This window comes from Geodermatophilus sp. SYSU D00708, from assembly GCF_054050115.1.
Map to the genome: position 1 here is coordinate 1 of NZ_JBJGYS010000011.1, position 23158 is coordinate 23158.

General features: G+C 74.1%; 26 protein-coding genes. 8 read left to right on the forward strand and 18 right to left on the reverse strand.

What is annotated here, in order from left to right:
• Window positions 1–93: 93 nt before the first annotated feature.
• On the reverse strand, window positions 94–168 hold the full coding sequence (locus ACI79D_RS11095; protein WP_014377707.1) for a 50S ribosomal protein bL37: 75 nt from the start codon (window positions 166–168) through the stop codon (window positions 94–96).
• A 216-nt stretch (window positions 169–384) separates the two neighbouring features.
• On the opposite strand from ACI79D_RS11095, the gene ACI79D_RS11100 reads away from it, so the two are divergent.
• Both ACI79D_RS11100 and ACI79D_RS11105 read left to right on the forward strand, forming a co-directional pair.
• Window positions 385–1431 carry a biotin carboxylase N-terminal domain-containing protein gene (locus tag ACI79D_RS11100; RefSeq protein ID WP_456918464.1) on the forward strand — a complete coding sequence of 349 codons (1047 nt, stop codon included), beginning with the start codon at window positions 385–387 and terminating at the stop codon, window positions 1429–1431.
• A 30-nt stretch (window positions 1432–1461) separates the two neighbouring features.
• Window positions 1462–1713 (forward strand): biotin/lipoyl-binding carrier protein, encoded by a 252-nt coding sequence (locus ACI79D_RS11105; RefSeq protein WP_456918465.1) that lies wholly within the window; start codon window positions 1462–1464, stop codon window positions 1711–1713.
• Window positions 1714–1745: 32 nt separating this feature from the next.
• On the opposite strand, the gene ACI79D_RS11110 is transcribed toward ACI79D_RS11105, so the two are convergent.
• Window positions 1746–2270: a GNAT family N-acetyltransferase gene (locus ACI79D_RS11110; protein ID WP_456918466.1), complete on the reverse strand. Its 525-nt coding sequence runs from the start codon at window positions 2268–2270 to the stop codon at window positions 1746–1748.
• A 52-nt stretch (window positions 2271–2322) separates the two neighbouring features.
• Between ACI79D_RS11110 and ACI79D_RS11115 the strand changes: the two genes are divergently transcribed.
• Entirely contained in the window at window positions 2323–3807 is a 1485-nt protein-coding gene (locus tag ACI79D_RS11115; RefSeq protein ID WP_456918467.1) for a sensor histidine kinase, read from the forward strand.
• 138 nt (window positions 3808–3945) lie between these two features.
• On the opposite strand, the gene ACI79D_RS11120 is transcribed toward ACI79D_RS11115, so the two are convergent.
• Together ACI79D_RS11120 and ACI79D_RS11125 are read right to left on the reverse strand one after the other, a co-directional pair.
• On the reverse strand, window positions 3946–4350 hold the full coding sequence (locus ACI79D_RS11120) for a WhiB family transcriptional regulator (RefSeq protein WP_456918468.1): 405 nt from the start codon (window positions 4348–4350) through the stop codon (window positions 3946–3948).
• Between the two features lie 329 nt (window positions 4351–4679).
• Window positions 4680–5702, reverse strand: coding sequence for a diacylglycerol/lipid kinase family protein (locus tag ACI79D_RS11125; RefSeq protein WP_456918469.1), 1023 nt, complete (start codon window positions 5700–5702; stop codon window positions 4680–4682).
• Window positions 5703–5791: 89 nt separating this feature from the next.
• Between ACI79D_RS11125 and ACI79D_RS11130 the strand changes: the two genes are divergently transcribed.
• Window positions 5792–6277 carry a hypothetical protein gene (locus ACI79D_RS11130; RefSeq protein ID WP_456918470.1) on the forward strand — a complete coding sequence of 162 codons (486 nt, stop codon included), beginning with the start codon at window positions 5792–5794 and terminating at the stop codon, window positions 6275–6277.
• A 7-nt stretch (window positions 6278–6284) separates the two neighbouring features.
• Here ACI79D_RS11130 and ACI79D_RS11135 read toward each other — a convergent pair whose 3' ends face one another.
• The 6 genes from ACI79D_RS11135 to sodN all read right to left on the reverse strand — a co-directional run bounded on the left by ACI79D_RS11135 (window position 6285) and on the right by sodN (window position 10844).
• Window positions 6285–7067: an HAD-IIA family hydrolase gene (locus ACI79D_RS11135; protein WP_456918471.1), complete on the reverse strand. Its 783-nt coding sequence runs from the start codon at window positions 7065–7067 to the stop codon at window positions 6285–6287.
• Window positions 7064–7552, reverse strand: coding sequence for an N-acetyltransferase family protein (locus tag ACI79D_RS11140; RefSeq protein ID WP_456918472.1), 489 nt, complete (start codon window positions 7550–7552; stop codon window positions 7064–7066). Before ACI79D_RS11140 ends, ACI79D_RS11135 begins: the two co-directional genes overlap by 4 nt.
• On the reverse strand, window positions 7549–8376 hold the full coding sequence (gene pssA / locus ACI79D_RS11145; RefSeq protein WP_456918473.1) for a CDP-diacylglycerol--serine O-phosphatidyltransferase: 828 nt from the start codon (window positions 8374–8376) through the stop codon (window positions 7549–7551). The genes ACI79D_RS11140 and pssA overlap by 4 nt, the downstream gene beginning before the upstream one ends.
• Before the next feature lie 10 nt (window positions 8377–8386).
• The gene (locus ACI79D_RS11150) at window positions 8387–9052 is read right to left on the reverse strand and encodes a phosphatidylserine decarboxylase (RefSeq protein WP_456918474.1); all 666 of its coding nucleotides are present in this window, start codon (window positions 9050–9052) and stop codon (window positions 8387–8389) included.
• A gap of 32 nt (window positions 9053–9084) precedes the next feature.
• Entirely contained in the window at window positions 9085–10317 is a 1233-nt protein-coding gene (locus ACI79D_RS11155; protein WP_456918585.1) for a PP2C family protein-serine/threonine phosphatase, read from the reverse strand.
• A 125-nt stretch (window positions 10318–10442) separates the two neighbouring features.
• Window positions 10443–10844, reverse strand: coding sequence for a superoxide dismutase, Ni (sodN, locus tag ACI79D_RS11160; RefSeq protein WP_456918475.1), 402 nt, complete (start codon window positions 10842–10844; stop codon window positions 10443–10445).
• Window positions 10845–10895: 51 nt separating this feature from the next.
• On the opposite strand from sodN, the gene ACI79D_RS11165 reads away from it, so the two are divergent.
• Window positions 10896–11285 carry a S26 family signal peptidase gene (locus ACI79D_RS11165; protein WP_456918476.1) on the forward strand — a complete coding sequence of 130 codons (390 nt, stop codon included), beginning with the start codon at window positions 10896–10898 and terminating at the stop codon, window positions 11283–11285.
• Here ACI79D_RS11165 and ACI79D_RS11170 read toward each other — a convergent pair.
• Entirely contained in the window at window positions 11268–11873 is a 606-nt protein-coding gene (locus ACI79D_RS11170) for a dTDP-4-dehydrorhamnose 3,5-epimerase family protein (protein ID WP_456918477.1), read from the reverse strand. The two genes, ACI79D_RS11165 and ACI79D_RS11170, sit on opposite strands and share 18 nt — an antisense overlap.
• Before the next feature lie 119 nt (window positions 11874–11992).
• On the opposite strand from ACI79D_RS11170, the gene ACI79D_RS11175 reads away from it, so the two are divergent.
• A complete protein-coding gene (locus tag ACI79D_RS11175) occupies window positions 11993–13183 on the forward strand; it encodes an NAD(P)-dependent malic enzyme (protein ID WP_456918478.1) in 1191 nt (396 codons plus the stop codon).
• A 48-nt stretch (window positions 13184–13231) separates the two neighbouring features.
• On the opposite strand, the gene ACI79D_RS11180 is transcribed toward ACI79D_RS11175, so the two are convergent.
• The 7 genes from ACI79D_RS11180 to ACI79D_RS11210 all read right to left on the reverse strand — a co-directional run bounded on the left by ACI79D_RS11180 (window position 13232) and on the right by ACI79D_RS11210 (window position 21415).
• On the reverse strand, window positions 13232–13945 hold the full coding sequence (locus tag ACI79D_RS11180) for a metal-dependent hydrolase (protein WP_456918479.1): 714 nt from the start codon (window positions 13943–13945) through the stop codon (window positions 13232–13234).
• Window positions 13946–14055: 110 nt separating this feature from the next.
• On the reverse strand, window positions 14056–14481 hold the full coding sequence (locus ACI79D_RS11185) for a DUF2269 family protein (RefSeq protein WP_456918480.1): 426 nt from the start codon (window positions 14479–14481) through the stop codon (window positions 14056–14058).
• Between the two features lie 97 nt (window positions 14482–14578).
• Window positions 14579–14773, reverse strand: a complete 195-nt coding sequence (locus tag ACI79D_RS11190; protein WP_456918481.1) for a DUF6104 family protein — start codon at window positions 14771–14773, stop codon at window positions 14579–14581.
• A gap of 51 nt (window positions 14774–14824) precedes the next feature.
• A complete protein-coding gene (locus tag ACI79D_RS11195) occupies window positions 14825–18622 on the reverse strand; it encodes a multifunctional oxoglutarate decarboxylase/oxoglutarate dehydrogenase thiamine pyrophosphate-binding subunit/dihydrolipoyllysine-residue succinyltransferase subunit (protein WP_456918482.1) in 3798 nt (1265 codons plus the stop codon).
• Window positions 18623–18823: 201 nt separating this feature from the next.
• On the reverse strand, window positions 18824–19633 hold the full coding sequence (locus ACI79D_RS11200) for an ankyrin repeat domain-containing protein (RefSeq protein ID WP_456918483.1): 810 nt from the start codon (window positions 19631–19633) through the stop codon (window positions 18824–18826).
• Window positions 19634–19721: 88 nt separating this feature from the next.
• Entirely contained in the window at window positions 19722–20477 is a 756-nt protein-coding gene (locus tag ACI79D_RS11205; RefSeq protein WP_456918484.1) for an ABC transporter permease, read from the reverse strand.
• Window positions 20474–21415 (reverse strand): ABC transporter ATP-binding protein, encoded by a 942-nt coding sequence (locus tag ACI79D_RS11210; RefSeq protein ID WP_456918485.1) that lies wholly within the window; start codon window positions 21413–21415, stop codon window positions 20474–20476. Before ACI79D_RS11210 ends, ACI79D_RS11205 begins: the two co-directional genes overlap by 4 nt.
• Window positions 21416–21605: 190 nt before the next feature.
• On the opposite strand from ACI79D_RS11210, the gene ACI79D_RS11215 reads away from it, so the two are divergent.
• Both ACI79D_RS11215 and ACI79D_RS11220 read left to right on the forward strand, forming a co-directional pair.
• Window positions 21606–22064, forward strand: a complete 459-nt coding sequence (locus ACI79D_RS11215) for a universal stress protein (protein WP_456918486.1) — start codon at window positions 21606–21608, stop codon at window positions 22062–22064.
• A 123-nt stretch (window positions 22065–22187) separates the two neighbouring features.
• On the forward strand, window positions 22188–23156 hold the full coding sequence (locus ACI79D_RS11220; protein ID WP_456918487.1) for an adenylate/guanylate cyclase domain-containing protein: 969 nt from the start codon (window positions 22188–22190) through the stop codon (window positions 23154–23156).
• The last annotated feature ends 2 nt before the right edge of the window (window positions 23157–23158 follow it).

Below are 23158 nucleotides of genomic sequence, written 5' to 3' on the forward strand. Positions count from 1 at the left end.
CCCACCGCCTGAGGCGGTGGGGCGCTGCTGCGTTCGGCCCCGTCCAAGGCACCGCCGCGAGCTTGCGAGCGGCGGGGAGGACGGGGTCCTCTCTCAGGCGTTGGGCCGCTTGCCGTGGTTGGCCTTGTTCCCCTTGCGGGAGCGCCGCTTGCGTCCACGCTTGGACATCGCTGCCCTCCTCTCCTCGCTGCTGCTGCGGGCCCGGTCGCGGGCCCCTGGATCCCTCCGGGCGCCGGGGACCGCGAGCGTGCGGGACCGGCGAACCCGTCAAGCTGACCCCTCCAGCCTCTCACGACCTCGCCCGCCACCCTCCCTCTGGCGGGGAAGGCCCGTGGCGGGTGAGGCTGGGCACGGCACGCGCACCATCGGGAGAGGGTCGGCACGGTGGCACAGGTCGGGATCGAGAGCGTCCTCGTCGCGGGGCGGGGCCCTGTGGCGTGCGCGGTGATGGCCGCCTGCACGCGGCTGGACGTCAAGACGGTCGCCGTCCACTCCGAGGCCGACCGCTCCGCGCGCCACGTCCGGCTGGCCGACGACGCGATCCTGCTCGGCCCGGCGCCGGCCGCGGAGTCCTACCTCGCGGTCGACCGGATCGTCGAGGCCGCCCGCCGCAGCGGCGTGGCCGCCGTCCTGCCCGTGCCGCCGGCGCTGGCCGGCAACGCGCGGCTCGCCGGGGCCGTCGTCGCCGCCGGGCTGACCTGGGTGGGGCCGTCGGCGGCTGTCCTGGAGCGCCTCGGCGGGGACGGCGTCGAGCCGGCCAGCGAGCGGGGGTTCCTCGCCTGGGTCACCGACGCGGGCCTGCACGCCACCACGCCGGTCTGTCGCGACCGGGCCGCCGGCATCGCACGCGTCTCGTGGACGCCGGACGAGCCGGTCGAGCTGCCCCCGGCCGCCAAGCGGCTGGCCGAGGTGGGCTGGCGCGGCCTGGCGACCGTCGGCATCGCGCCCGACGGCGAGCTCGCCGAGGTGGCCGCCGGGTTCTCCCTGGACATGGCCGTGCTGGAGCGCGCGCACGGGGTGGACGCCGTCGAGCTCGCGCTGCGCAGCGCCGCCGGGGGCCGGGCCGCGGCGGACCCGGGCCCGGGACGGACGCCGCGGAAGGCGGTCGCCGTCCAGCTGCGGTCGACCCTGCCGCCGGGCACCGCCGGTCGGGTCACCGGCCGGCTGCCGCAGACCGCCTTCCGCCAGGGGGACGCAGCCGACGTCGAGGTGGTGGCCGTCAGCGGCTACGAGCCCGGCGACCGGCTCGACGGCTGGTACGACGCGCTGCTGGCCACGGTCAGCGCCGGTGCCGCCGACACCGCGACGGCCGCGCGGGCGGCCAGCGAGGTGCTCACCGGGCTGCCGGAGACCGGTGTCCCGCACGACGGCCCGGAGATCTGCCCGGTGCTCGACCGGCTGGCCGCCGGCCACCCCAGCCCCGCAGGCTGACGACCGGGCCCGGGTGCCCCGCGTGCTTGGATGGACCGCAGGTCAGCCCGGGAGGTGCAGGTGGCGGTCGAGGAGATCCACGCCGAGATGGTGTCGAGCGTCTGGAAGGTGCTCGTGCAACCCGGCAGCCAGGTCGTGGCCGGCGACACCCTGGTGATCCTCGAGTCGATGAAGATGGAGATCCCCGTCCTCACCGAGCGCGCCGGCACGGTCCGCGAGCTGCACGTCGTCGAGGGCGAGGTGCTCCAGGAGGGCGACCTCATCGCGACCGTCGACGACTGAAGGAGGACGGGCCGGCCCAGGACGGCGCCGCCTCAGAGGTCGAGGGCGTAGACGCGCAGGTCCACCCCGGGGACGGGTGACCAGTCGCGGGCCGCGAGCCGGGTGAAGCCCAGCCGTTCGTAGAGCCGGTGGGCTGTGGTCATCCGCGGGTCCGTGGAGAGCACCATCCGCCGCTTGCCGGCCGCGCGCGCCCGGTCCAGGCAGCCGGCCACCAGCCGCTCGCCGATGCCCAGACCCCGCTCCGCCGGGTCGACGACGAGCATGCGGAAAGCGGCCTCCTCGTCGGACTCGATCACCTCGCCGAAGTCGCCCTCGAGCACCAGCGCCACGCTGCCCAGCACCTGCCCGTCCCGGTCCCGGGCGACGAGCAGCTCCGCGCGCGAGGCCCGGCCCTCGACGTCGGCCAGCGCTGGCACGTACTCGGGCGGGGCCAGGCCGCCGTCGACGTACACGCGCACGGTCAGCTCGGCGATGGCCGCGAAGTCGTCGGGGCGCGCGGGCCCGACGGACACCGGCGGCTCGAGGGGCAGGGACGACGCGCCGGCGGGGGAGACCACGCCGGGGAGCCTAGGTGGGCCTAGGTGGGTCTTCCCTACCCTCGGGGACACCATGAGCAGCCTCTCCGAACGACTCACCCGCGGCTCGGCGTCCGCTCCGGCCCAGGTCGACCACGCCCGCCGGCTGGTCGCCGACTGGCAGCTGTTGTCCGACCTGTCCTTCGCCGACCTCACGCTGTGGGTTCCGCTGTCGTCGGGCGCGTGGTGGTGCGTGGCCCAGGTGCGGCCGCTGACCGCGCCGACCAGCCTGCCCGAGGACCTGGTCGGCTCGGAGGTCGAGGGTCCGGCCGCGGAGCCGTTCGAGGTCGCCCACCGCGAGGGCCGTCCGGTGACCGAGGGCGAGCCGGACTGGTCGGGGGCCACCCCACGCCGACGCGAGGTGATCCCGGTGCGGCACGACGGCGTCGTCGTCGCCGTCCTGGCCCGGGACACCAACCTCGCCGTGACCCGGGCGCCGTCCACCCTGGAGCTGACCTACCTCGACATCGCCGCCGACCTCTGCCTCATGGTGTCGGCCGGCACCTTCCCGCCGCAGAAGATCCTCGACGCCGAGCTCAGCCCGCGCGTGGGCGACGGCCTGGTCCGCCTGGACGGGGCCGGGCGCGCCGTCTACGCCAGCCCCAACGCCCTGTCGGCCTACCGCCGGATGGGGGTGACCGGGGACGTCGTCGGCGCCGACCTGGCACGGCTGACCCGGGACTCCGCGGCCGACCGCGTGGCCGGTGAGGCGGTCGCCGCCGGGATCCGCGCGGCGGTCCTGGGCCGGTTCCCCGACCCGATGGACGTCGAGGGCGTCACGGCCACGCTGCTCGTGCGCGCCCTGCCGCTGCAGGCCCCGGGCGCGGAGGAGGGTGCGCTGGTGCTGGTGCGCGACGTGACCGACGTCCGCCGGCGTGACCGGGCGCTCCTGACCAAGGACGCCACCATCCGCGAGATCCACCACCGGGTGAAGAACAACCTGCAGACGGTGGCGGCGCTGCTGCGGCTGCAGGCCCGCCGGATGACCGAGCCGGCGGCGCGGGAGGCGCTGGAGGAGTCGGTGCGCCGCGTGGCGTCGATCGCGGTGGTCCACGAGACGCTGGCCGGCAGCCGGGAGGACGTCGTGGACGTCGACGACGTGCTCGACCAGGTGCTGCCGATGCTGGGCGACCTGACCTCGGTGGGCCCGGCCGCGCGGACCCGGCGGGTGGGCCAGTTCGGCGAGCTGCCCGCGGTCGCGGCGACCCCACTGGTCCTGGCGGTCACCGAGCTGCTGCACAACGCCGCCGAGCACGCCTTCCCGGACGGCGTCCCGGGCAGCATCGAGCTGGTGGCCGAGCGCGAGGGCGACGACCTGGTCGTCCGGGTCCGGGACGACGGGCAGGGGCTGCCCGAGGGCTTCGACGTGGCCGCCAGCGAGGGCCTGGGCCTGCAGATCGTGCGGACGCTGGTCACCAGTGAGCTGGGCGGAGGGCTGACCATGGGCAGCCCGTCCACCGGCCGGCCGGGGACCGAGGTGGTGCTCACCCTGCCCGGCGCCGGCCGCCTCCGGCGGTGAGGGCGTGCCGGGGACGGCACCTCGGCATGACGACCGTGAAACAGCCGCGAGGCCGGCCGGGGACGTCCCCGGACCGGCCTCGTGACGGTTCCGTGTGGCGGTGCCGGGCGGCAGGCCCGGAGCCGGATCGCGGTGGGTTCAGGCGGTGTGCACCCGAGTACGAGCCTGGCGCCGCTTGAGCGCGCGCCGCTCGTCCTCGGAGAGCCCACCCCAGACGCCGGAGTCCTGACCCGAGCGCAGGGCCCAGTCCAGGCAGGACTCCACGACCGGGCAGCGCCGGCACACACCCTTGGCCTGCTCGATCTGCCCGAGAGCCGGACCGCTCGTCCCGATGGGGAAGAACAGCTCCGGGTCCTCGTCGCGGCAGAGCGCGCGGTGGCGCCAGTCCATGGCGGTGTTCTCCTCGATGTCGTCTACGGTGTGGTGCATCAGTCGCCGGCCGCGGACGGTTCCGCAGGCCGACACCGGGTTGACCAGCGCCATGGCACAGCGACTTAGTGCATTTGTTACCGACAGGTTGCCTTCCTCACGCGATGTTTTCACGGAGAAGAGGCCTGTCAAGCGAATCGGAGGCTTCGGTCGACCCCTCGTGAGCAAGCTCACCACGGGCATGCTAGGTGCGCCACTCGACTGGACGCTCCCGCGGCGTTGGACATTGACATCGACCGGCCGACGTGCGCAAAGCCGCAGGTGAGAGGCCCGTTCCGAGAACGACCAGTTCTCTCCGGAGTGTGGTGGAGATCCCCTGTGGGCCCGGTCTCGGGGGCCTTGACAGCGGGCCCGTCGACAGCCGCTCGGGTGCTCCCCGACAGCCCTTCCGCCGCCGGTCCGTTCGTCGCTCGCCGACGCTCGCTGGGGTGTTCCAGTCGGCGTCAGACGACGACGCGCAGGGCGGCGGGGACACTGCGCACCCGCAGTCCCGTCGCCGTCCCCAGGTGGTCGCCGTCGAGCTGCCAGCCCTGCGGACGCCGCGCCGTGAGGGTGACGCACGGCAGGTCGTGCACCCGGTGCACACCCCGCCCCCGCGCGTCGGGACGGCGGGCGAACACCTGCCGCACGTGGTGGAGCATCCGGAACACGCCCACGCGGCCCATGGCGAACACGTCCAGGCCGGTGTCGAACGACGCCTCCGGGCTCGGGTTGACCGGCCGCGCCCCGAGGTAGGTCCACGGCGCCACGTTGGAGACCAGGCAGAGGAACAACCCGTCCATCGGTGGTTCCCCGGGCTGCTCCAGCGTCATCGGCGGGTCCCGGCGCTCCCGCCCGAACACGAACGCCGCGGTCGCCTCGCACACGTAGAGGACCCCGCTCGAGCGCCGTCCCCGGGCCCGGTGCGCCTCCACGCGGCCGATGACGTCGGCGTCGAACCCGAGACCGGCGCTGAACACGAACCACCGCGGGTCGGTCCACCCCGGAGAGGCGGCGGCAGCGGCGTCCGCGGCCTCCTGGGCGACCACCGGGTCGGGCAGCGCGACCGTCGCGGCCGTGGTGCCGCGGGCGCTCGCGGTGCCCAGGGAGACGCGCCGGGTGCGCCCGGCCCGCAGCGAGTCCAGGATCTCCGCGGCCGCCGCCAGCGGGTCCCGGGAGCGCCCCAGTGCCCGCGAGAAGACGTTCGTGGACCCGCCGGGTACCACCGCCAGCAGCGGCACCGCGGGACCCGGACCAGCGTGCAGCAGCCCGTTGACCACCTCGTTGACGGTGCCGTCACCGCCGAGCGCGACGACGACGTCCACGCCGTCGGCGCCGGCGGCCCGGGCCAGGTCACTGCCGTGCCCGCGGTGGGTGGTCTCGGCGACGTCCACCTTGAGCTCACCGGCCAGGGTGGCCAGGACCTCGTCGCGGACCCTGCGGGAGGTCGTCGTCGCCGCGGGGTTGGCCACCACGAGCGCGCGCATGACGTCCAGGCTAGCCAGGGCAGCGGCTGCAGCCCGGCAGGTGCGGGCGGAGCCGGGCGCCGGGGCGTCCGGCGCGTACCCTCGCGGCCGTGACCGAGCAGCCAGGAGCCCGGCCGCCGCGGGAGCGCCGGCTGTCCGAACGGCTGCTGGGGAGTGCCGCCGAGCCCTCCCCGGCGCGCCCGGCCCGGCCCCCGTCCGAGGCGCCGCCGGCGGTGCGCCGCGCCGCGCTGGTGGTCGGCCTGGAGGCGGCCGCGCTGGCCGCCGTCGCCGTGTGGCTGCTCTTCCTGACCTTCACCTCGACCCCGGACAGCGTGCCGCGGGCGGTGGCCGAGGTCGTCTTCGTCGGGCTGTTCGCCGCCCTGCTCGGCGCCGCCGCCGTCGGCCTGTGGCGGGTGGCCGCGTGGGCGCGCGGCCCGGTCGTCGCGGTGCAGCTGTTCCTGGCGCTGTTCGGCGTCTACTCGACGTTCGAGTGGAACGGCCCGCTGGTCGGCATCCCGCTGCTGGTGCTGGCCGCGGCGGTGCTGTACCTGCTGATGGCCCCCGAGGCCCGGCTGGCGTTCTCCCAGCAGCGCTGAGGGGCCCTCACACGAGCTCGACGACGTCGGCGATCGAGTCGAGCACCCGGCTCGGGCGGAACGGGAAACGTGCGACGTCGGCCGCGCGAGTCGACCCGGTGAGCACCAGGACCGTGTCCAGCCCGGCCTCGATGCCGGCGACGACGTCGGTGTCCATGCGGTCGCCGATCATCACCGTCGACTCCGAGTGCGCGGAGATCCGGTTCATCGCGCTGCGGAACATCATCGGGTTGGGCTTCCCGACGAAGTACGGCTCGGCGCCGGTCGCCTTGGTGATCATCGCCGCGACCGATCCCGTGGCGGGGAGCGGGCCCTCGGGGGAGGGGCCGGTGACGTCGGGATTGGTCGCGATGAACCGGGCGCCGTTGCCGACCAGCCGGATCGCCCGGGTGATCGCCTCGAACGAGTAGGTGCGCGTCTCACCGAGGACGACGTAGTCCGGGTCGGTGTCCGTGAGCGTGTAGCCGGCCTCGTAGAGCGCGGTGGTCAGCCCCGCCTCGCCGATGACGTACGCCGAGCCGCCGGGCAGCTGACTGGACAGGAAGTCCGCCGTGGCCAGGGCCGAGGTCCAGATCGACTCCTCGGGCACCTGCAGGCCCGAGCGGGACAGCCGAGCGGCGAGGTCCCGCGGCGTGAAGATCGAGTTGTTGGTGAGCACCAGGAAGCGGCGCTCCAGCTCGACCAGCCGCGACAGGAAGTCGGCGGCACCGGGCAGCGCCTGGCCCTCGTGCACCAGGACGCCGTCCATGTCGGTGAGCCAGCACTCCGGCGGCTTGCGCTCGGTGCTCACGCGCGCACGCGACGGTCGGCGGCGAACGCGGACAGGGCGTCGTCGGTGAGCCGGAAGACCGTCCACTCGTCCATCGGCACCGCGCCGGCGGCCTCGTAGAAGTCGATCGAGGGGGTGTTCCAGTCCAGCACCGACCACTCCAGCCGGCCGTAGCCGCGCTGCACGCACAGCTCGGCGAGCGTGCGCAGCAACTCGCGGCCCAGGCCGCTGCCGCGGTGCGCGGGCTGCACGTAGAGGTCCTCGAGGTAGATGCCGTGGGTGCCGCGCCAGGTGGAGAAGTTGAGGAACCACAGCGCCGTCCCGACGACCTCGCCGCCGACGTCCGCGACGTGCCCGAACAGCGCGGGGGAGTCGCCGAACAGCGCGGCGGTCAGCTGCTCCTCGGTCAGCTGCACCTCGTGGGCGGCCTTCTCGTACTCGGCCAGCTCCCGGACCAGCCCGACCACGGCGGGGACGTCGTCGGGGCGGATCGGACGGACGCTCATGTGAGGAGCTCCTTGACGCGGGTCGGCACCAGCCGGGTGAGGGGGGACAGGGCCGGCACGAGCACCGGCGCCAGCAGGTAACCGTAGGCGAGCACGCACCCGGTGATCACCGGGACGAGGGCGAACCCGACGACGACGGCCAGTGCCGCGACGATCAGCCCATAGGGGCGCCCGCTCTTGGGGCTGACCAGCGACCGGAACGAGCGGAACCGGATGGTGCTGACCATCAGCAGCGCCGGGACGGCGACGATGAGCAGCACCCACAGCCGGTCGCGGCCCTGCATCTGGTCGCCGAACGCGAACACCGAGGCCAGCACGACGCCGGCCGCACCGGGGCTGGGCATGCCGGTGAAGTACCGCTTGTCGGCCGTCGGGTCGATCGTGGTGTTGAAGCGCGCCAGCCGGATCGCGGCGCAGGCCACCCACAGGAAGCAGGCGATCCAGCCCAGCGGGTCCCACTCGTCCCGGCCCTCCGAGAAGAGGGTGAACGCCAGCAGCGCCGGGGCCAGCCCGAAGGAGACCAGGTCGGCCAGCGAGTCGAACTGCAGGCCGAACGGGGTCACCGCGCCCACCAGCCGGGCGACCGCGCCGTCGGTGATGTCGAAGACCACCGACAGCCCCACCAGGACGGCGGCGAGCGTGTACTGCCCCCGGATGGAGACCAGGATCGCGGCGAAGCCGCACATCATGTTGGCGAGGGTGAACAGGCTGGGCAGGGTGGCGAGGGCCCGCCGCCGGCTGCCCCGCACCGATCCGCGGACGAACTCGACGGTGGCCGTGCGCCGGGTCTGCGGCGGGCGCGCGCCGGACGCGGAGCTGGGCATGGCCGCCTCCTCAGCCGGCCGCGGGCCAGCGGGCGATGACGGTCTCGCCGCCCCGCACGCGCTGCCCCGTGTGGACGGCGATCGTGCAGTCGCGGGGGACGAACACGTCCATCCGCGAGCCGAACTTCATCAGCCCCATCCGCTCGCCGGTGGCCAGGTGCCGCCCGACTCCGGTGCGGGTGACGATCCGCCGGGCGAGGACGCCGACGATCTGGCGGAAGACCACGGTGCGGTCGCCATCGCGCAGCCAGATCTCGCTGCGCTCGTTGCGGTGCGCCGACTCCTTGCGGTACGCGGCCAGGAAGCTGCCCTTGCGGTACGAGCTCTCCACGACCTCGCCCCGGTACGGCGAGCGGTTGACGTGCACGTCGACCACGGAGAGGAACACGCTGACCTGCTGCCAGTCGCCCTCGGGCGCGACGCCCTCCTGCGGCTCCCCGGCGACCATCACCACGCCGTCGGCGGGGGAGAGGACGTCGTCGGGCGCCGGCGGCTCGGCGTCGCACCGGCGGTCGGGGTCGCGGAAGAACAGGGCCATGTAGGCCGACAGGGCCACGAACGGCCAGGCGGCGAGCCGGAGGCCGCGCCGTCCGGACACCCGCCCGACGACGGTGGTCAGGGCCGCGGGAGCCAGAGGTCCGGTGATGAACGGCCACCCGGCCGGGTCGATGCGCATCGTGGTCAAACGGTACCGGGACGCACCCGGCGTCACCGGGCGGTGGTGGGCGGGGAGACGCGGGCGGGATCGGCGCCGTGCTCGCTCTCCCGGGGCCGCGGTGGGCCGCCGTACCAGTCCAGGCACAGCATCGTCGCATCGTCCTTGAGATCGCCGCCAGTGGCGCCGAGGACCGCGGCGCCGAGGGCGTGCACGACCTCCCGCGGGTGCAGGTCGGCGGTGTCGGCCAGCGCGGCGGCGACGTCGAGGGAGGCGGCGTTGCGCTCCTGCATGCCGTCGGTGAGGAAGACGACCCGGTCACCCGGCTCCAGGTCGAAGGGCTGGACGGTGAACGACCCGCCCGGCCGGACGCCGAACGGCGGGTCGATGGCCAGCTCCACCTCGGACACCCGGCCGGCCCGGAGCCGCAGGGGGAGCGGGTGGCCGGCGTTGACGATGCGGGCCGCTCCCGTGCGCAGGTCCAGCCGCACCAGCTGCCCGGTGACGAACAGGCCCGCAGCAGCGTTCTCGGCCAGCGCGTCGTTGGCGAACCGGGCCTGCTCGAGCAGGTCCATGCCCCGGCGCCGGCCGTTGCGCAGACCGCCGACGAGCAGGGTCGCGAGCAGGGACGCCGGGATCTGGTGGCCGACGGCATCGGTGATCGACAGCTGCAGGCCGTCGCGGTCCAGCGTGTAGTCGAAGGTGTCCCCGCCCACGGAGCTGGCCGGCTCCAGCCAGCCCGCGAGCGTGAACTGCGCGGCCTCGCAGGTGTAGGAGCTGGGCAGCAGCCGGCGCTGGATCTCGGCCGCGAGGGAGAACGGCGTGGTGCGCTGGCCCCACTCGAACACGTCGGTGTACCGGCGGGCGGCGATGACGACGTAGGCCAGCGCGTGCGCCGCGCTGCGCACCTGCTCGACCTCCTGCGGCGTGGGGGACCGGGGGAGCAGCATCTCGATCAGGCCGATCGCGTCCCCGCGGTCGGTCACGGGGACGAGCACCTGGTACAGGTCGCCCTCGCGCCGCACGTCGACCTGCTGTGCACGCAGGACCCGCTCGAAGACGGTGCCCTCGAGCGGCACCGTCTCGGCCTGCTCGGCGTGCTGGGTGCGCGCGCCCTCGACCGGAGCCGTGGAGGTGAGGCGGACGACGGCCTTGCCGCTGAAGTCGGCGATCAGCAGGCTGACCGCCCGGGCCCCGACCTGGTCGGCCAGGGTGGCGGCGACGGCCTCGACGGCCTCGATCGGTGCCGCGTCCTCGACCCGCTGGAGAAGTGCCCCGATGTCGATGCTGGACCTCCCGGCGGGTTCGGCTGGAGCGCGGACGGCGCCGCGGCGGTGGGTGGGACCGGAGACGGCAGCGGCGCCGGCCGGCGGGTCTCCCCGTCGATCGGCGCCGCTGCTCGGGGGAGCGGTCAGGCCGCGGCCTTCGTCTCCCAGAAGATCTTGTCGATCTCGGCGATGTAGTCGAGCAGCTTCTGACCCTCGGCCGGGTCCATGCTGCCCTTGCCGCCGGCCGCACCGGCCTGCTTGGTGGCCTTGTTGAACAGCTCGTGCAGCTGCGGGTACTTCTCGAAGTGCGGGGGCTTGAAGTAGTCGGTCCACAGCACCCACAGGTGGTGCTTGACCAGGTCGGAGCGCTGCTCCTTGATCAGGATCGCCCGGGTGCGGAAGGCCGGGTCGTCGTTGGCCTGGTACTTCTCCTGGATGGCCTTGACCGACTCCGCCTCGATGCGGGCCTGGGCCGGGTCGTACACGCCGCAGGGGAGGTCGCAGTGCGCGGTGGCCTCCACGGCGGAGAACATGCGGAATCGCATGGACTGACCTCCGGGTCTCGGTGGGTTCGTTCGTCTGCGACCCTACTCCCGGTGAACGGCGACCACAGACCCGCGGAGGAGCTGCCCCCGGTTGTTCCGCCGCTGGTCACGCCGTGGGTGGTGGCCCGGGTGGCCGGGCCGTCCATGTCGCCGACGGTGCGCCACGGCGACCGGTTGCTGGTGCGCCGGGTCGCCGCCGACGGCGCCGTCGCCCCCGGGGACGTCGTCCTGGCCCGGTTCCCCGCCCGGCCGGAGCTGCTGGTCGTCAAGCGGGTGCGCCGCGGGGTGCCCGGCGGTCACTGGGTGGAGGGCGACAACCCGCTCGTCACCGACGACAGCCGGGCCTTCGGGGCCGCCGTCGTCGTCGGCCGGGTGGTGGGCCGGCTGTGGCCGCGACCGGGCCGGCTGGCGTCGCGCCCGGACTCAGCTGCCGGCGCGTAGCTGCGCGTACCGCGCCGCGCACTGCTCCATCGTCGGCAGCAGCCCCTGCTCGCGCGCCTGCTCCAGGGTCGGCGCCTCCCGGTCCTTGGCCGACAGCTCGAACTCGACGTCCTCCGGCCACGGGAGCGCCAGGCCCGGGTCCAGCGGGTCGATGCCGAACTCCCGCGCCGGGTCGTAGCCGCTGGAGACCAGGTAGGTCACCGAGCTGCCGTCGGCCAGCGCGACGAAGGCGTGACCGAGGCCTTCGGCCAGGTACACCGCGCGCGGCGTCTCGCTGTCGAGGACGACGGCCTCGTGCGCGCCGAACGTCGGCGAGCCGACCCGGACGTCGACGACGACGTCGAGCACCCGCCCGGCCGGGCAGTACACGTACTTGGCCTGCCCGGGCGGCACCAGCGCGAAGTGCACCCCGCGCAGCACCCCGCGGGCGGACACGCTGTGGTTGGCCTGCGCCAGGGTGAGGCCGAAGCCGAGCGCACCGGAGAGCACGTCCGCGCGGTACCACTCGGTGAACCGGCCGCGGGCGTCGCCGTGGGGGACCAGGTCGAGGGCGTAGGCGTCCCGGACGGCGAGCTCGCGGATCTGCACGCCGGGACGGTATCCCGCGCCCCGCGGCCCGCCCGCCGAGGACACCCCTGCCCTCACCCCGACGGGGCCGACCACGCGCCGGGCGGAGCAGGTCACGACTGGATTACGCTCCCGGGTCCATGGGCGAGCAGCAGCTGCACGACCGGACCGCCGACCGCTTCGCCGAGGACCCGGCCTTCGCCGTCCACGAGGGCGGCAAGCTCGCGGTCCGCCCGACCCGGTCCATCGACTCCGTGGCGGACCTGGCCCTCACCTACACCCCGGGGGTCGCCCGGGTCTCCAGCGCGATCGCCGCCGAGCCGGAGCTCGCGCGGCGGTTCACCTGGGCGCCGCGCGTGGTCGCGGTGGTCTCCGACGGGACCGCCGTCCTCGGCCTGGGCGACATCGGACCGGCGGCGGCGCTGCCGGTCATGGAGGGCAAGGCCTGCCTGTTCAGCGAGTTCGCCGGGCTGTCGTCGGTGCCGGTCGTCCTCTCCACCACCGACGTCGACGCGATCGTGGAGACGGTGGCGGCGATCGCGCCGTCCTTCGGCGGGATCAACCTCGAGGACATCAGCGCCCCGCGGTGCTTCGAGATCGAGGAGCGGCTGCGCGAGCGGCTGGACATCCCGGTCATGCACGACGACCAGCACGGGACGGCGATCGTCGTGCTGGCCGCGCTGCGCAACGCGGCGCGGGTGGTCGGCCGGGAGATCGGTGACCTGCGGGTGGTCGTCTCCGGCGCCGGCGCCGCGGGCGTGGCCTGCACGAAGATCCTGCTCGAGGCGGGCATCGGGGACATCGCCGTGGCCGACTCCCGGGGGGTCCTGCACGCCGGCCGCGAGGACCTCACGCCGATCAAGCGGTGGGTCGTCGAGAACACCAACCGGGCGGGCTACGCGGGCACGATGGCCGGCGCGCTCGAGGGTGCCGACGTCTACCTGGGCCTGTCCGGCGGATCGGTGCCCGAGTCGGTGATCGCCTCGATGGCGCCGGACTGCATCGTGTTCTCGCTGGCCAACCCGATCCCCGAGGTGGACCCGGACATGGCGGCCCGGTACGCGGCGGTGGTGGCCACCGGCCGCAGTGGCGAGCCCAACCAGATCAACAACGTGCTGGCCTTCCCCGGGGTCTTCCGCGGGGCGATCGACGCCGGCGCGACCAGCATCACCGAGGAGATGAAGCTGGCCGCGGCGACCGCGATCGCCGACGTCGTGGGCGACGACGTCCGCCCGGACTACGTCGTCCCCAGCCCGCTGGACCGCCGGGTGGCCGAGGCCGTCGCCGCCGCGGTGTCCGCCTGCGCGCGGGAGCAGGGCGTCACCCGGTGAGTCGACCGGAGGAGGTTCGTGCGGGTCACGCGCACGGACCTCCTCCGGTCAGCCCAGGCCGTTCAGGTCGTGCAGCCAGGGCTCGAGCGCCTGCCGGACCCCGGTGTTCTCGTAGACGAACCACAGCGTCACGAGCACGAAGGCGGGCGCCAGCACGGCCTTCTCCAGCACGGTGCCGGTGCGCAGCGGGGTGAGCTTCAGCCGGCAGCGCTTGAGCAGCCAGAGGACCGGCACCGGCACACCCTGCGTGGTGATGGCGTCGCCCGCGATGTGGGTCAGCACGCCCAGGGCCACCGCCCACGGCAGCCAGGCGGGCTGGGGCATGTGCGCCAGCAGCAGCCAGGCGCCGGCCCAGGACAGCACGAGGTTGCCGACGACGGTGTTCTCCGCCCGCCCGGGGATCACGAAGTGCAGGGCCCGCAGCGCCAGCCCGATGGCCAGGGCCATGAGCAGCAGGCTCGACCAGAACGCATTCGCCGCGGCCAGCGCGAGCGCCCCGAACGCGACCGGGGCCAGGACGGCGTCGTGGGTGCCCCAGCGGTGGCCCTGCGCGAGCCGCCCGATCGCCCCGGAGGGGACGTCGGTGACCGGGCCCCACATGTCCGAGACCGTCGACCCGCTGTGGTCGAGGTCGGGCAGCATGGCGAAGCCGCCGGCCGCGGCGATCCACGCGACCTGGGCGACGGGACCCTCCACCGGGGCCCAGGGCAGTGTCGCGGCGCCCGCGGCGAGCCCCGAGAGCGCGTGGGAGTGACCGAGCACGCACCCAGCGTGCCCGCGAACCACGCTCCGATCGGGGAGGCGCTCCGTGGCCCTGCTGCAGGGGCCCTCCGCCTGAGCTCGCGAGGCGTGGGGGGCAGCAGGGCCCTTCTTCAAGGCTTCCAGACCATCAGCACCGCGACGGCCACCAGCAGCAGGGTGACGACGCCGCCCCCGGCCGCGATCCGTCCGTAGAGCGCCTTGGCGGAGGAGTCGCCGCGGCGCAGGGAGGACGCGGCCCGGTCGAGCGACGGGACGACGAGGACGAGGCTGACCACCAGCGCCAGCAGGTAGAGCACGATCGAGAGCCACAGCCACGTCCGCGACAGCGGGATGCCGTAGATCCCGGAGACCCCGAAGCCGAACACCGCGACCGCCAGCGACGCCCAGCTGAACACCCGGGTCGACCGGGTGAGCAACTCGACCGCCGCGGTGTTGCCCGTCCGAACGGCCCGCAGGCCGGTGTGCGGGAGCAGGGCCATCGGCCCGATGAGGAAGACGGCGGTCACGACGTGGAGGACGGCGAGGACGGTGCCCATGCCCCGAGGCTAGGCAATGCCGTCTGTCGTCCTCCGGACTCCCACCGCGGCCAGGTGCCGAGACCTGCCTGAGCGTGCCGCCGGGGGAGGTCCTCCTTCAGTCCTCGTCGTCGGTGCCGCCGCGGGCCAGCCAGGTGGCCAGCCGCTCGACCGGCACCTCGAAGTCGGGGAACGCGTCGACGAACGCCTGCATCTGGTCGGCCAGCCAGGCGAGGGTGACCTGCTCGTCGCCCCGCCGCTCGGCCAGCTCCTCGAGACCCCTGTCGGTGAAGTACACGCCCCAGAAAACCACGACGCCCGGCTCCCGGGTGATCCGGGAGCCGGGCGTCGTGGTGGGCGCGGCTCAGTCGGCGAAGGCCTGCGCGACCAGCTGCTTCTGCTCGGCCTCGTGCACCTTGGCCGAGCCGACGGCCGGGCTGGCCGAGGCGCGGCGGCTGATCCGGCGCAGCGGACGCCCGCCGAGGTGCTCGGGCAGGTTGATCGCCATGAACTGCCAGGCGCCCATGTTGGCCGGCTCCTCCTGCACCCACACCAGGTCGGTGGCGTTCGGGTACCGGTCCACGGCCGCGCGGATCTGCTCGGCCGGCAGCGGGTACAGCTGCTCGACCCGCAGGACGGCCGTGTCGGCGCGGCCGTCGGCCTCGCGCTGCGCCAGCAGGTCGTAGGCGACCTTGCCGCTGCACAGCAGCACGCGGCGGACGGCGCCGTCGTCGAGCGGCTCGCCACCCACGCCCGGGTCGGGCAGCACCGGGCGGAAGTTCTCCTCGGTGAAGTCCGCGACCGGGCTGACGGCGGCCTTGGCCCGCAGCAGCGACTTGGGCGTGAACACCACCATCGGCCGGTGCACGTCCGACAGCGCCTGACGGCGGAGCAGGTGGAAGTAGTTGCCCGGCGTCGAGCAGTTGGCGACGGTCATGTTGTTCTCGGCGCACATCTGCAGGAACCGCTCGATGCGACCACTGGAGTGGTCCGGGCCCTGGCCCTCGAGGCCGTGCGGCAGCAGCAGGACGACGCCGGAGCGCTGGCCCCACTTGGCCTCGCCGGAGCTGATGAACTCGTCGATGACCATCTGGGCGCCGTTGACGAAGTCGCCGAACTGCGCCTCCCACAGCACCAGGGCCTTGGGGTTGGCCAGCGAGTACCCGTACTCGAAGCCCAGTGCCGCGTACTCGCTGAGCAGCGAGTCGTAGACGAAGAACTTCGCCTGCTCCTCTGCCAGGTGCGCCAGCGGCGTGTACTCCCCGGACGTCTGCCGGTCGATGAGCACGGAGTGGCGCTGGACGAAGGTGCCGCGGCGGGAGTCCTGCCCGGCGAGGCGGACCGGGACACCCTGCATGAGCAGGGAACCGAAGGCGAGCAGCTCGCCCATCGCCCAGTCGATGCCGCCCTCGCTGACCATCGCCGCGCGCCGCTCGAGCAGCCGCTGGAGCTTCGGGTGGACGGTGAAGTCCGCCGGCAGCGAGACGTGCGCGTCGCCGATCGCCTTGAGCACCTCGGTGGTGATCGCCGTGGCGACCGGCGTCTCCTGCGCCGGCTGGTCCATGGCCGGCTGCGCCTTCGAGGTCTCCTGCGCGTCGTGGGTCTCGGCGAAGGCCCGCTCCAGCTGACCGCGGTAGTCCTTCAGCGCCTCCTCGGCCTCGGCCAGCGTGATGTCGCCGCGGCCGATCAGCGCCTCGGTGTAGAGCTTCCGGACCGAGCGCTTGCGGTCGATGATGTCGTACATCAGCGGCTGCGTCATCGACGGGTCGTCGCCCTCGTTGTGACCGCGGCGGCGGTAGCAGATCATGTCGATGACGACGTCCTTCTTGAACGCCTGCCGGTAGTCGACGGCCAGCCGGGCGACCCGCACGCAGGCCTCCGGGTCGTCGCCGTTCACGTGGAAGATCGGCGCGTTGACCATCCGCGCGACGTCGGTGGAGTACAGGCTCGACCGGGACTGCGCCGGGCTCGTGGTGAAGCCGACCTGGTTGTTGATGACGACGTGCACCGTGCCGCCGGTGCGGTAGCCGCGCAGCTGCGAGAGGTTGAGCGTCTCGGCGACGACGCCCTGGCCGGCGAAGGCCGCGTCGCCGTGGATCAGGACGGGCATGACGGTGAACCCGCCCTCGCCCTTGTCGATCATGTCCTGCTTGGCCCGCGCGATGCCCTCGAGGACGGGGTTGACCGTCTCCAGGTGCGAGGGGTTGCTGGCCAGCGAGACGGCGATCTCGGCGCCGCCCTTGAACGGGTTCTCGAAGGTGCCCTCGGCGCCCAGGTGGTACTTGACGTCACCGGAGCCCTGGACGGTGCCGGGGTCGATGTTGCCCTCGAACTCGCCGAAGATCTTGCTGTAGCTCTTGCCCAGCACGTTGGCCAGCACGTTGAGCCGCCCGCGGTGCGCCATGCCGATCGCGACCTCGTCGAGGCCGTGGTCGGTGCCGGCGATGAGGACCTCGTCGAGGATCGGGATGACCGACTCGCCGCCCTCGAGGCTGAACCGCTTCTGACCGACGTACTTGGTCTGCAGGAAGGTCTCGAAGGCCTCAGCGGCGTTGAGTCGGCCGAGGATGTGCTTCTGCTTCTCCCGGTCGGGCTGCTCGGCCTTGACCTCGATCCGCTTCTGGAGCCACTCGCGCTCCTCGGGGTCGGTGATGTGCATGTACTCCACGCCGACGGTGCGGCAGTAGGAGTTGCGCAGCACGCCGAGGATGTCGCGCAGCGCCATCAGCCGCTCGCCGGCGAACCCGCCGACCGGGAACTGGCGGTCGAGGTCCCACAGGGTCAGGCCGTGCTCGAGGATGTCCAGGTCGGGGTGGCTGCGGACCCGGTACTCGAGCGGGTCGGTGTCGGCCATGAGGTGGCCGTTGCGCCGGTAGGCCTCGATGACCTCGATGACCCGGGCTTCCTTGTCGATCTCGCCCTCGTGGCTGACCCGCACGTCGGGCATCCAGCGCACCGGGGCGTAGGGGATGCGCAGCGACCGGAAGACGTCGTCGTAGAAGCCGTCCTGGCCGAGCAGCAGCTGGTGGAGCCGGCGGAGGAAGTCGCCGGACTCGGCGCCCTGGATGATCCGGTGGTCGTACGTCGAGGTCAGCGTGATGATCTTGGAGATGCCGAGCTCGGTCAGCGCCTCCGGGCTCATCCCCTGGAACTCGGCGGGGTACTCCATGGCGCCGACGCCGATGATCGCGCCCTGGCCCGCGGTCAGCCGCGGCACCGAGTGGTTGGTGCCGATGGTGCCGGGGTTGGTCAGGCTGATCGTGGTGCCCGAGTAGTCCTCGAGGGTCAGCTTGCCGGCGCGGGCGCGGCGGATGATGTCCTCGTAGGCGGCCCAGAACCCGGCGAAGTCCATCTCCTCGGCGCCCTTGATCGAGGCGACGACGAGCGAGCGGGTGCCGTCGGGCTTGGGCAGGTCGATGGCCAGGCCGAAGTTGACGTGCTCGGGCTGGACCAGCGTCGGCTTGCCGTCGACCTCGGCGAAGGCGGCGTTCATGCCCGGGAAGTCGTCCAGCGCCCGGACCAGCGCGTAGCCGATCAGGTGGGTGAAGGAGACCTTCCCGCCGCGCGCCCGCGCGAGGTGGTTGTTGATGACGATGCGGTTGTCGGCCAGCAGCTTGGCCGGCACCGCGCGCACGCTGGTCGCCGTCGGGACGGTCAGCGACGCGTTCATGTTCTTGACGATGCTGGCCGCGGCACCGCGCAGCGGGGTCTGCTTCGGGCCGTCGCCGCCGGCCGCGGGGGTGGCCTTCGCGGCGGGCTTGGCGGCCGGCTTCGCCGCGGGGGTCGCCTGCTTCTGGGCAGCGGTGGTGTCCGCGGCGCGGTTCACGACGGTGGCCTCGGTCTTCGGCTCGACGGGGGTGGCGCGGGACGGCGAGCCGCCGTCGCCGGCCGGCTGCTGCGGCGCGGCCGCGGGAGCCGCCGGCTCGGCGGCGACCTCCTGCGCCGGCGCCGGGCTGGCGTAGGACGTGGCCGACGGCTGCGCGGCCGGGCCCCCGTCGGGGGCGGCGGCCGGCTGCTGGCGGTCGTCGCTGGCCGCGACCGGGCTACCGGGCCGGTAGTCGGCGAAGAACTCGTGCCACGCCTGGTCCACGCTGGACGGGTCGGCGAGGTACTGCTGGTACATCTCCTCGACCAGCCACTCGTTGGTGCCGAATCCTGCCACCGCTGAGGAGGAGGGGGTGGAGGACGGCCGGGATGAGCTCACGCTTGACACGGGGGCGAGTGCCTTCTTCGTCGTCGGTGGACGTCTTAGGACCGGGAGGGCAGTCTACGCCCGCACCTGCGGTCGGACCGGGAGTGAACCGACCCCGTCCAGGTCACCGCCCCGCGGGCCTGCGGGCGGTGGGGAGGACGGGGTCCGTGCTCAGTCCGTCGCGCCGTGGGCGACGAGGAGGTCGGCGAGTGCGTCGTGGGCGCTGGCCTGACCTGCGGCGGCCTGCCGCGTGCGGGCAGCGGCCACCCGGCTGATGTCCAGGGCGCTGGCGCCGTCGTTGGTGGTGGCGTTGACGTCGGCGCCGGCGTCGAGCAGGACGCGCACCACCTCGGGCGCGCCGCCGTCGGTCGCCGAGGCGATCGCGACGTGCAGCGCGGACCGGCCGGAGTCGGGGTCGCGCCGGTTGACGTCGGCGCCGGCGGCGAGCAGCAGCCGGACCAGTTCCAGGTGGCCACGACCGGCGGCGGCGTGCAGCGCGCCGCCGTCGGCGTCGGCGCCACGGTCGAGCAGCGTCCGCGCGGTGGTGGCCGCGCCGCCCGCCGCGGCCCACGTGAGCAGGTCCACGCCGGTGACCGGGTCGGCGAGCGGCGCGCCGGCTGCGAGCTCCGTGGTGAGCTGGGCGACGTCGTCGAGGTAGGCGGCACTGGGCGCGTCCACCGGGGCGCCGAGCTCGCGGAGCACCGCCACCAGGGCGGGGGCGAACTCGAGGGCCACGTGCAGCGGCGTCCGGTCGTGCTCGGTGCGGGCCGACAGGTCTGCTCCCGCCGCGGCCAGGAGCCGCACGACCTCGGTGCGGCCCGAGGCCACGGCGAGGTGCAGCGGGGTCCAGCCGCCCTGGCCGGCGTGCTCGACGGTGGCGGACAGCAGGCGTGGGGCGTCGTCGACGGCGGTGCGGACCGCCTCGACGTCGCCGTCGGCGATCAGCCGGGCCAGCCGCTGTGCGGTCATGCGGGTGGTCATCGGGGGATCCCCGTTCCGATCGGAGGATGGGTGGCCCCCCTGCCGGGTCCTGCCGCGGGCTTGCGAGTGGTGGGGCAGGGGTCCTTCGTCAGACGACGTCGCGGCGGACGGCGAGCAGCGTGCCCAGCAGGGCGGCGACCAGACCGTAGCCGAGCAGCAGCAGGCCGCCCTGCCAGGGGGCGAGGAGGTCCGGCCCCCGGAAGGTCGCCGTCATCGCCTCGAGCGCGCCTCCCGGCAGCCACTTGTAGGCCGGCGCCGTGGCCGGGATCGACCGGATGATCGGCTCGACGACGAACAGGTAGACCAGCCCGCCGACGATGGCCCCCACCTGGTTGCGCAGGAGCGCGCCCAGGCCGACGCCGATGACGGCGTAGATGACCAGGGCCAGGCCGCTGCTGGCCAGGATCCGCAGGTTGTCGCCGGCCAGCGACGGCGCCGCCCCCCGGGCCCCGGCGTGCACGGCGACCACCAGGTAGTTGACCGCCATGACGACGAGGGCGAAGGGCACCGCCACCAGGGCGTAGCCGAACAGCTTGGCGACCACCACCCGGCCGCGGCGGGGCGTCGTGAGGAACGTCGGGGTGGCGGTGCGGTGCCGGTACTCCTGCGTCATCCCGATGATGCCCAGGATCAGGAACAGCACCGTGACGTTGGCGGTGACGGCCAGGACCAGCTGCTCGTACTGGTCGCTGCCGACCGGGGGCAGCCCGCTCTCGGTGCCGCCGGCGAAGGAGGTGAACAGCACCGCGAACCCGGCCACCATCACGCAGGACCCGAGCAGCAGCCCGAGCCAGACACGGGTGGTGAACAGCTTGGTCCACTCGGCGCGGACGAGGGCGGTCATCGAGCAGCTCCCTGCGGCGTCGGGTCGGTCGTGGACGCGGCGTACTGCTCCTGGCCGGCGGTGAGCCGGAAGTACAGCTCCTCCAGGCCGCTGGTCTCCGCGCGCAGCTCGTGCAGCTCGATGCCGGCGGCGAAGGCCCGCGCACCGACGGCGGCGGGGGTCGTGCCGGTGACGGTCACCAGGCCGTCCCCGTCGGGGGTCACCGCGAACCCGGCGTCGTCGAGGACCCCGGCCAGCCGGCCGGCCTCCGGGCTGCGGACGACGACGGTGCCGGCGCCCTGCGCCCCGGAGCGGAGCTCGGCGATCGACCCCTCCCGGACCAGCCGGCCCGCGCCGACGATGACCACCCGGTCGGCGGTGTGCTCCATCTCCGACAGCAGGTGGCTGGAGACGAGCACGGTGCGGCCCTCGTCGTGGGCGAGGTGGCGGATGAAGCCGCGCAGCCACTGGATGCCCTCGGGGTCCAGCCCGTTGGCCGGCTCGTCGAGGACCAGCACCGCCGGGTCGCCGAGCAGCGCCGTGGCCAGGGCCAGCCGCTGGCGCATGCCCAGCGAGTAGCCGCCGGCCCGCCGGTTGCCGGCGTCGGCCAGGCCGACCTGGGCGAGCGTCTCGTCGGCGCGCGAGATCGGCAGGCCTGCGGCGCGGCAGTACACCCGCAGGTGGTTGCGGCCCGACCGCGCCGGGTGGAAGGCCGTCTCGAGGACGGCGCCGACGGTGCGGACCGGCGAGGACAGGGCGGTGTAGGGGACGCCGTCGAAGGTCGCGGTGCCGGCGTCGGGGCGCTCCAGCCCCAGCACCATCCGCATCGTGGTGGTCTTCCCGGCGCCGTTGGGGCCCAGGAAGCCGGTCACGGAACCGGGTTCGACGGTGAAGGTCAGGTCGTCCACGGCGCGGACGGCGCCGAAGGTCTTGGTGAGGCCGCGGACCTCGACCCGCACGGGGTCGCGGTGGGCGGTGCTGCCGGGGTGGATGGCGGTCTCCTCGTGATCAGCCGGACGACGGGTCCATCCAAGCGCACGCCCCGGCGCGGACCGCGGGCTCCGCCCGGCGTGTTCCCGCTGTTCCCGGCCACCGCGCAGTGACCCTGCACACGGCGATCCCGCGCCGCTGCCGGTAGGTTCCCCGCCCGTGAGCGCGTATCGCACGGTCGTCGTCGGGACCGACGGGTCGGAGTCCTCCCTCAGGGCGGTGCGGCGCGCCGCGGCGCTGTCGGGTGCGTGCGGCGCCCGGCTGGTCATCATCTGTGCCTACGTGCCTCCGCGGGTCGACGACCGCGAGCTGCAGGAGGCGCGCGACGTCTTCGGTGACGACGCGTACCAGGTGATCGGCTCGGGGCCGGCGGAGGAGACCGTGCGTACCGCCGCCGAGCGGGCGCGGGAGGCCGGGGCGACCGACCTCTACCCGATCGCCGTCGTCGGTTCCCCGGTCGAGACGCTGCTCGACGTCGTCAGCCGCGAGCAGGCCGACCTGCTCGTCGTGGGCAACCGCGGGCTCAACAGCCTCAAGGGCCGGCTGCTCGGCTCGGTCCCCTCCGACGTGACCCGCCGTTCGCCGGTCGACGTGCTGGTCGTGCACACGACGGGCTGAGCGCTGCCCGACACCGTCCCGGGGGAGGACCCCGGCGCGCCCGACGCCCGCGAGGCACTGGAACGCCTGCTCCTCGGGGGCCCGCGGCGCTACACGCGGCTGGACGTCGGCCGCGTGGCCGGCATGTCCTCGGAGCGGACCCGGCGGCTGTGGCGGGCCCTGGGCTTCCCGGACGCCGAGGACGACGAGCTGGTCTTCACCGACGCCGACGTCCACGCGCTGGGGCTGCTGTCGGCACTGATCGACACCGGCTTCGTCGACGAGGAGTCGGAGGCGTCGATCGTCCGGGCCATGGCGCAGTCGCTGTCCCGCCTGGCCGACTGGCAGACCGACCTGCTCGCCGGCGTCCTCGGCCGCGGCGAGGCGGACGCAGCAGCGCCGATCGACCCGGAGCAGGCGGTGGAGGGCACCCGCCGCCTGCTGCCACTGCTGCGCGCCGTGCAGGACTACGTCTGGCGGCGGCACCTCGCCGCCAACGCCGAGCGGCTGCTGGCCAGCGCCGGCGGCGGGGACCGGCGGGACCTGGCGGTCGGCTTCGCCGACCTGGTCGGCTACACGACCCGCAGCCAGGGCATGAACGGCCGCGAGCTGGGCGCGATGGTGGAGGACTTCGAGGCCATCGCCGCCGAGGTCATCGCCCGCCACCACGGCCGGGTGGTGAAGACGGTGGGGGACGGCGTCCTCTACACCGCCGGCTCCGCGATCGACGCCGTGGAGATCGGCCTGGAGCTGCCCGAGGCCTGGCACGCCGAGGACCGGCCGCCGCTGCGGGTGGGCGCCGCCTACGGCACCGTGCTCACCCACCTCGGCGACGTCTACTCGCCGGTGGTGAACCTGGCCAGCCGGCTGACCACCATCGCCCGGCCGGAGACGCTGCTGGTCGACCGCGAGCTGGCCCGGCACCTGCGGGGGCTGCCGCGCTACCGGGTGCGGCCGCTGCGGCGGGTGTCGGTGCGCGGCTACGAGCAGCTCCAGCCGTGGCTGGTCCGCCGCCGTCCGCCGGGCGAGGCCGACCTGTCCCTGGAGGGCATGCTCGACGAGATGGCCGACGAGGTCCTGGGGGAGGACGACGGCACGGCCCAGGGAGGATGAGG

Bases quoted from the DNA above. Each gene is read 5' to 3' on its own strand.
- ACI79D_RS11105 (WP_456918465.1), top strand. From the start codon at position 1,462: ATGGACCGCAGGTCAGCCCGGGAGGTGCAGGTGGCGGTCGAGGAGATC.
- ACI79D_RS11115 (WP_456918467.1), top strand. From the start codon at position 2,323: ATGAGCAGCCTCTCCGAACGACTCACCCGCGGCTCGGCGTCCGCTCCG.
- ACI79D_RS11125 (WP_456918469.1), bottom strand. From the start codon at position 5,702: ATGCGCGCGCTCGTGGTGGCCAACCCCGCGGCGACGACGACCTCCCGC.
- ACI79D_RS11140 (WP_456918472.1), bottom strand. From the start codon at position 7,552: ATGAGCGTCCGTCCGATCCGCCCCGACGACGTCCCCGCCGTGGTCGGG.
- pssA (WP_456918473.1), bottom strand. From the start codon at position 8,376: ATGCCCAGCTCCGCGTCCGGCGCGCGCCCGCCGCAGACCCGGCGCACG.
- ACI79D_RS11150 (WP_456918474.1), bottom strand. From the start codon at position 9,052: ATGCGCATCGACCCGGCCGGGTGGCCGTTCATCACCGGACCTCTGGCT.
- sodN (WP_456918475.1), bottom strand. From the start codon at position 10,844: ATGCGATTCCGCATGTTCTCCGCCGTGGAGGCCACCGCGCACTGCGAC.
- ACI79D_RS11175 (WP_456918478.1), top strand. From the start codon at position 11,993: ATGGGCGAGCAGCAGCTGCACGACCGGACCGCCGACCGCTTCGCCGAG.
- ACI79D_RS11185 (WP_456918480.1), bottom strand. From the start codon at position 14,481: ATGGGCACCGTCCTCGCCGTCCTCCACGTCGTGACCGCCGTCTTCCTC.
- ACI79D_RS11200 (WP_456918483.1), bottom strand. From the start codon at position 19,633: ATGACCACCCGCATGACCGCACAGCGGCTGGCCCGGCTGATCGCCGAC.
- ACI79D_RS11205 (WP_456918484.1), bottom strand. From the start codon at position 20,477: ATGACCGCCCTCGTCCGCGCCGAGTGGACCAAGCTGTTCACCACCCGT.
- ACI79D_RS11220 (WP_456918487.1), top strand. From the start codon at position 22,188: ATGTCCTCGGAGCGGACCCGGCGGCTGTGGCGGGCCCTGGGCTTCCCG.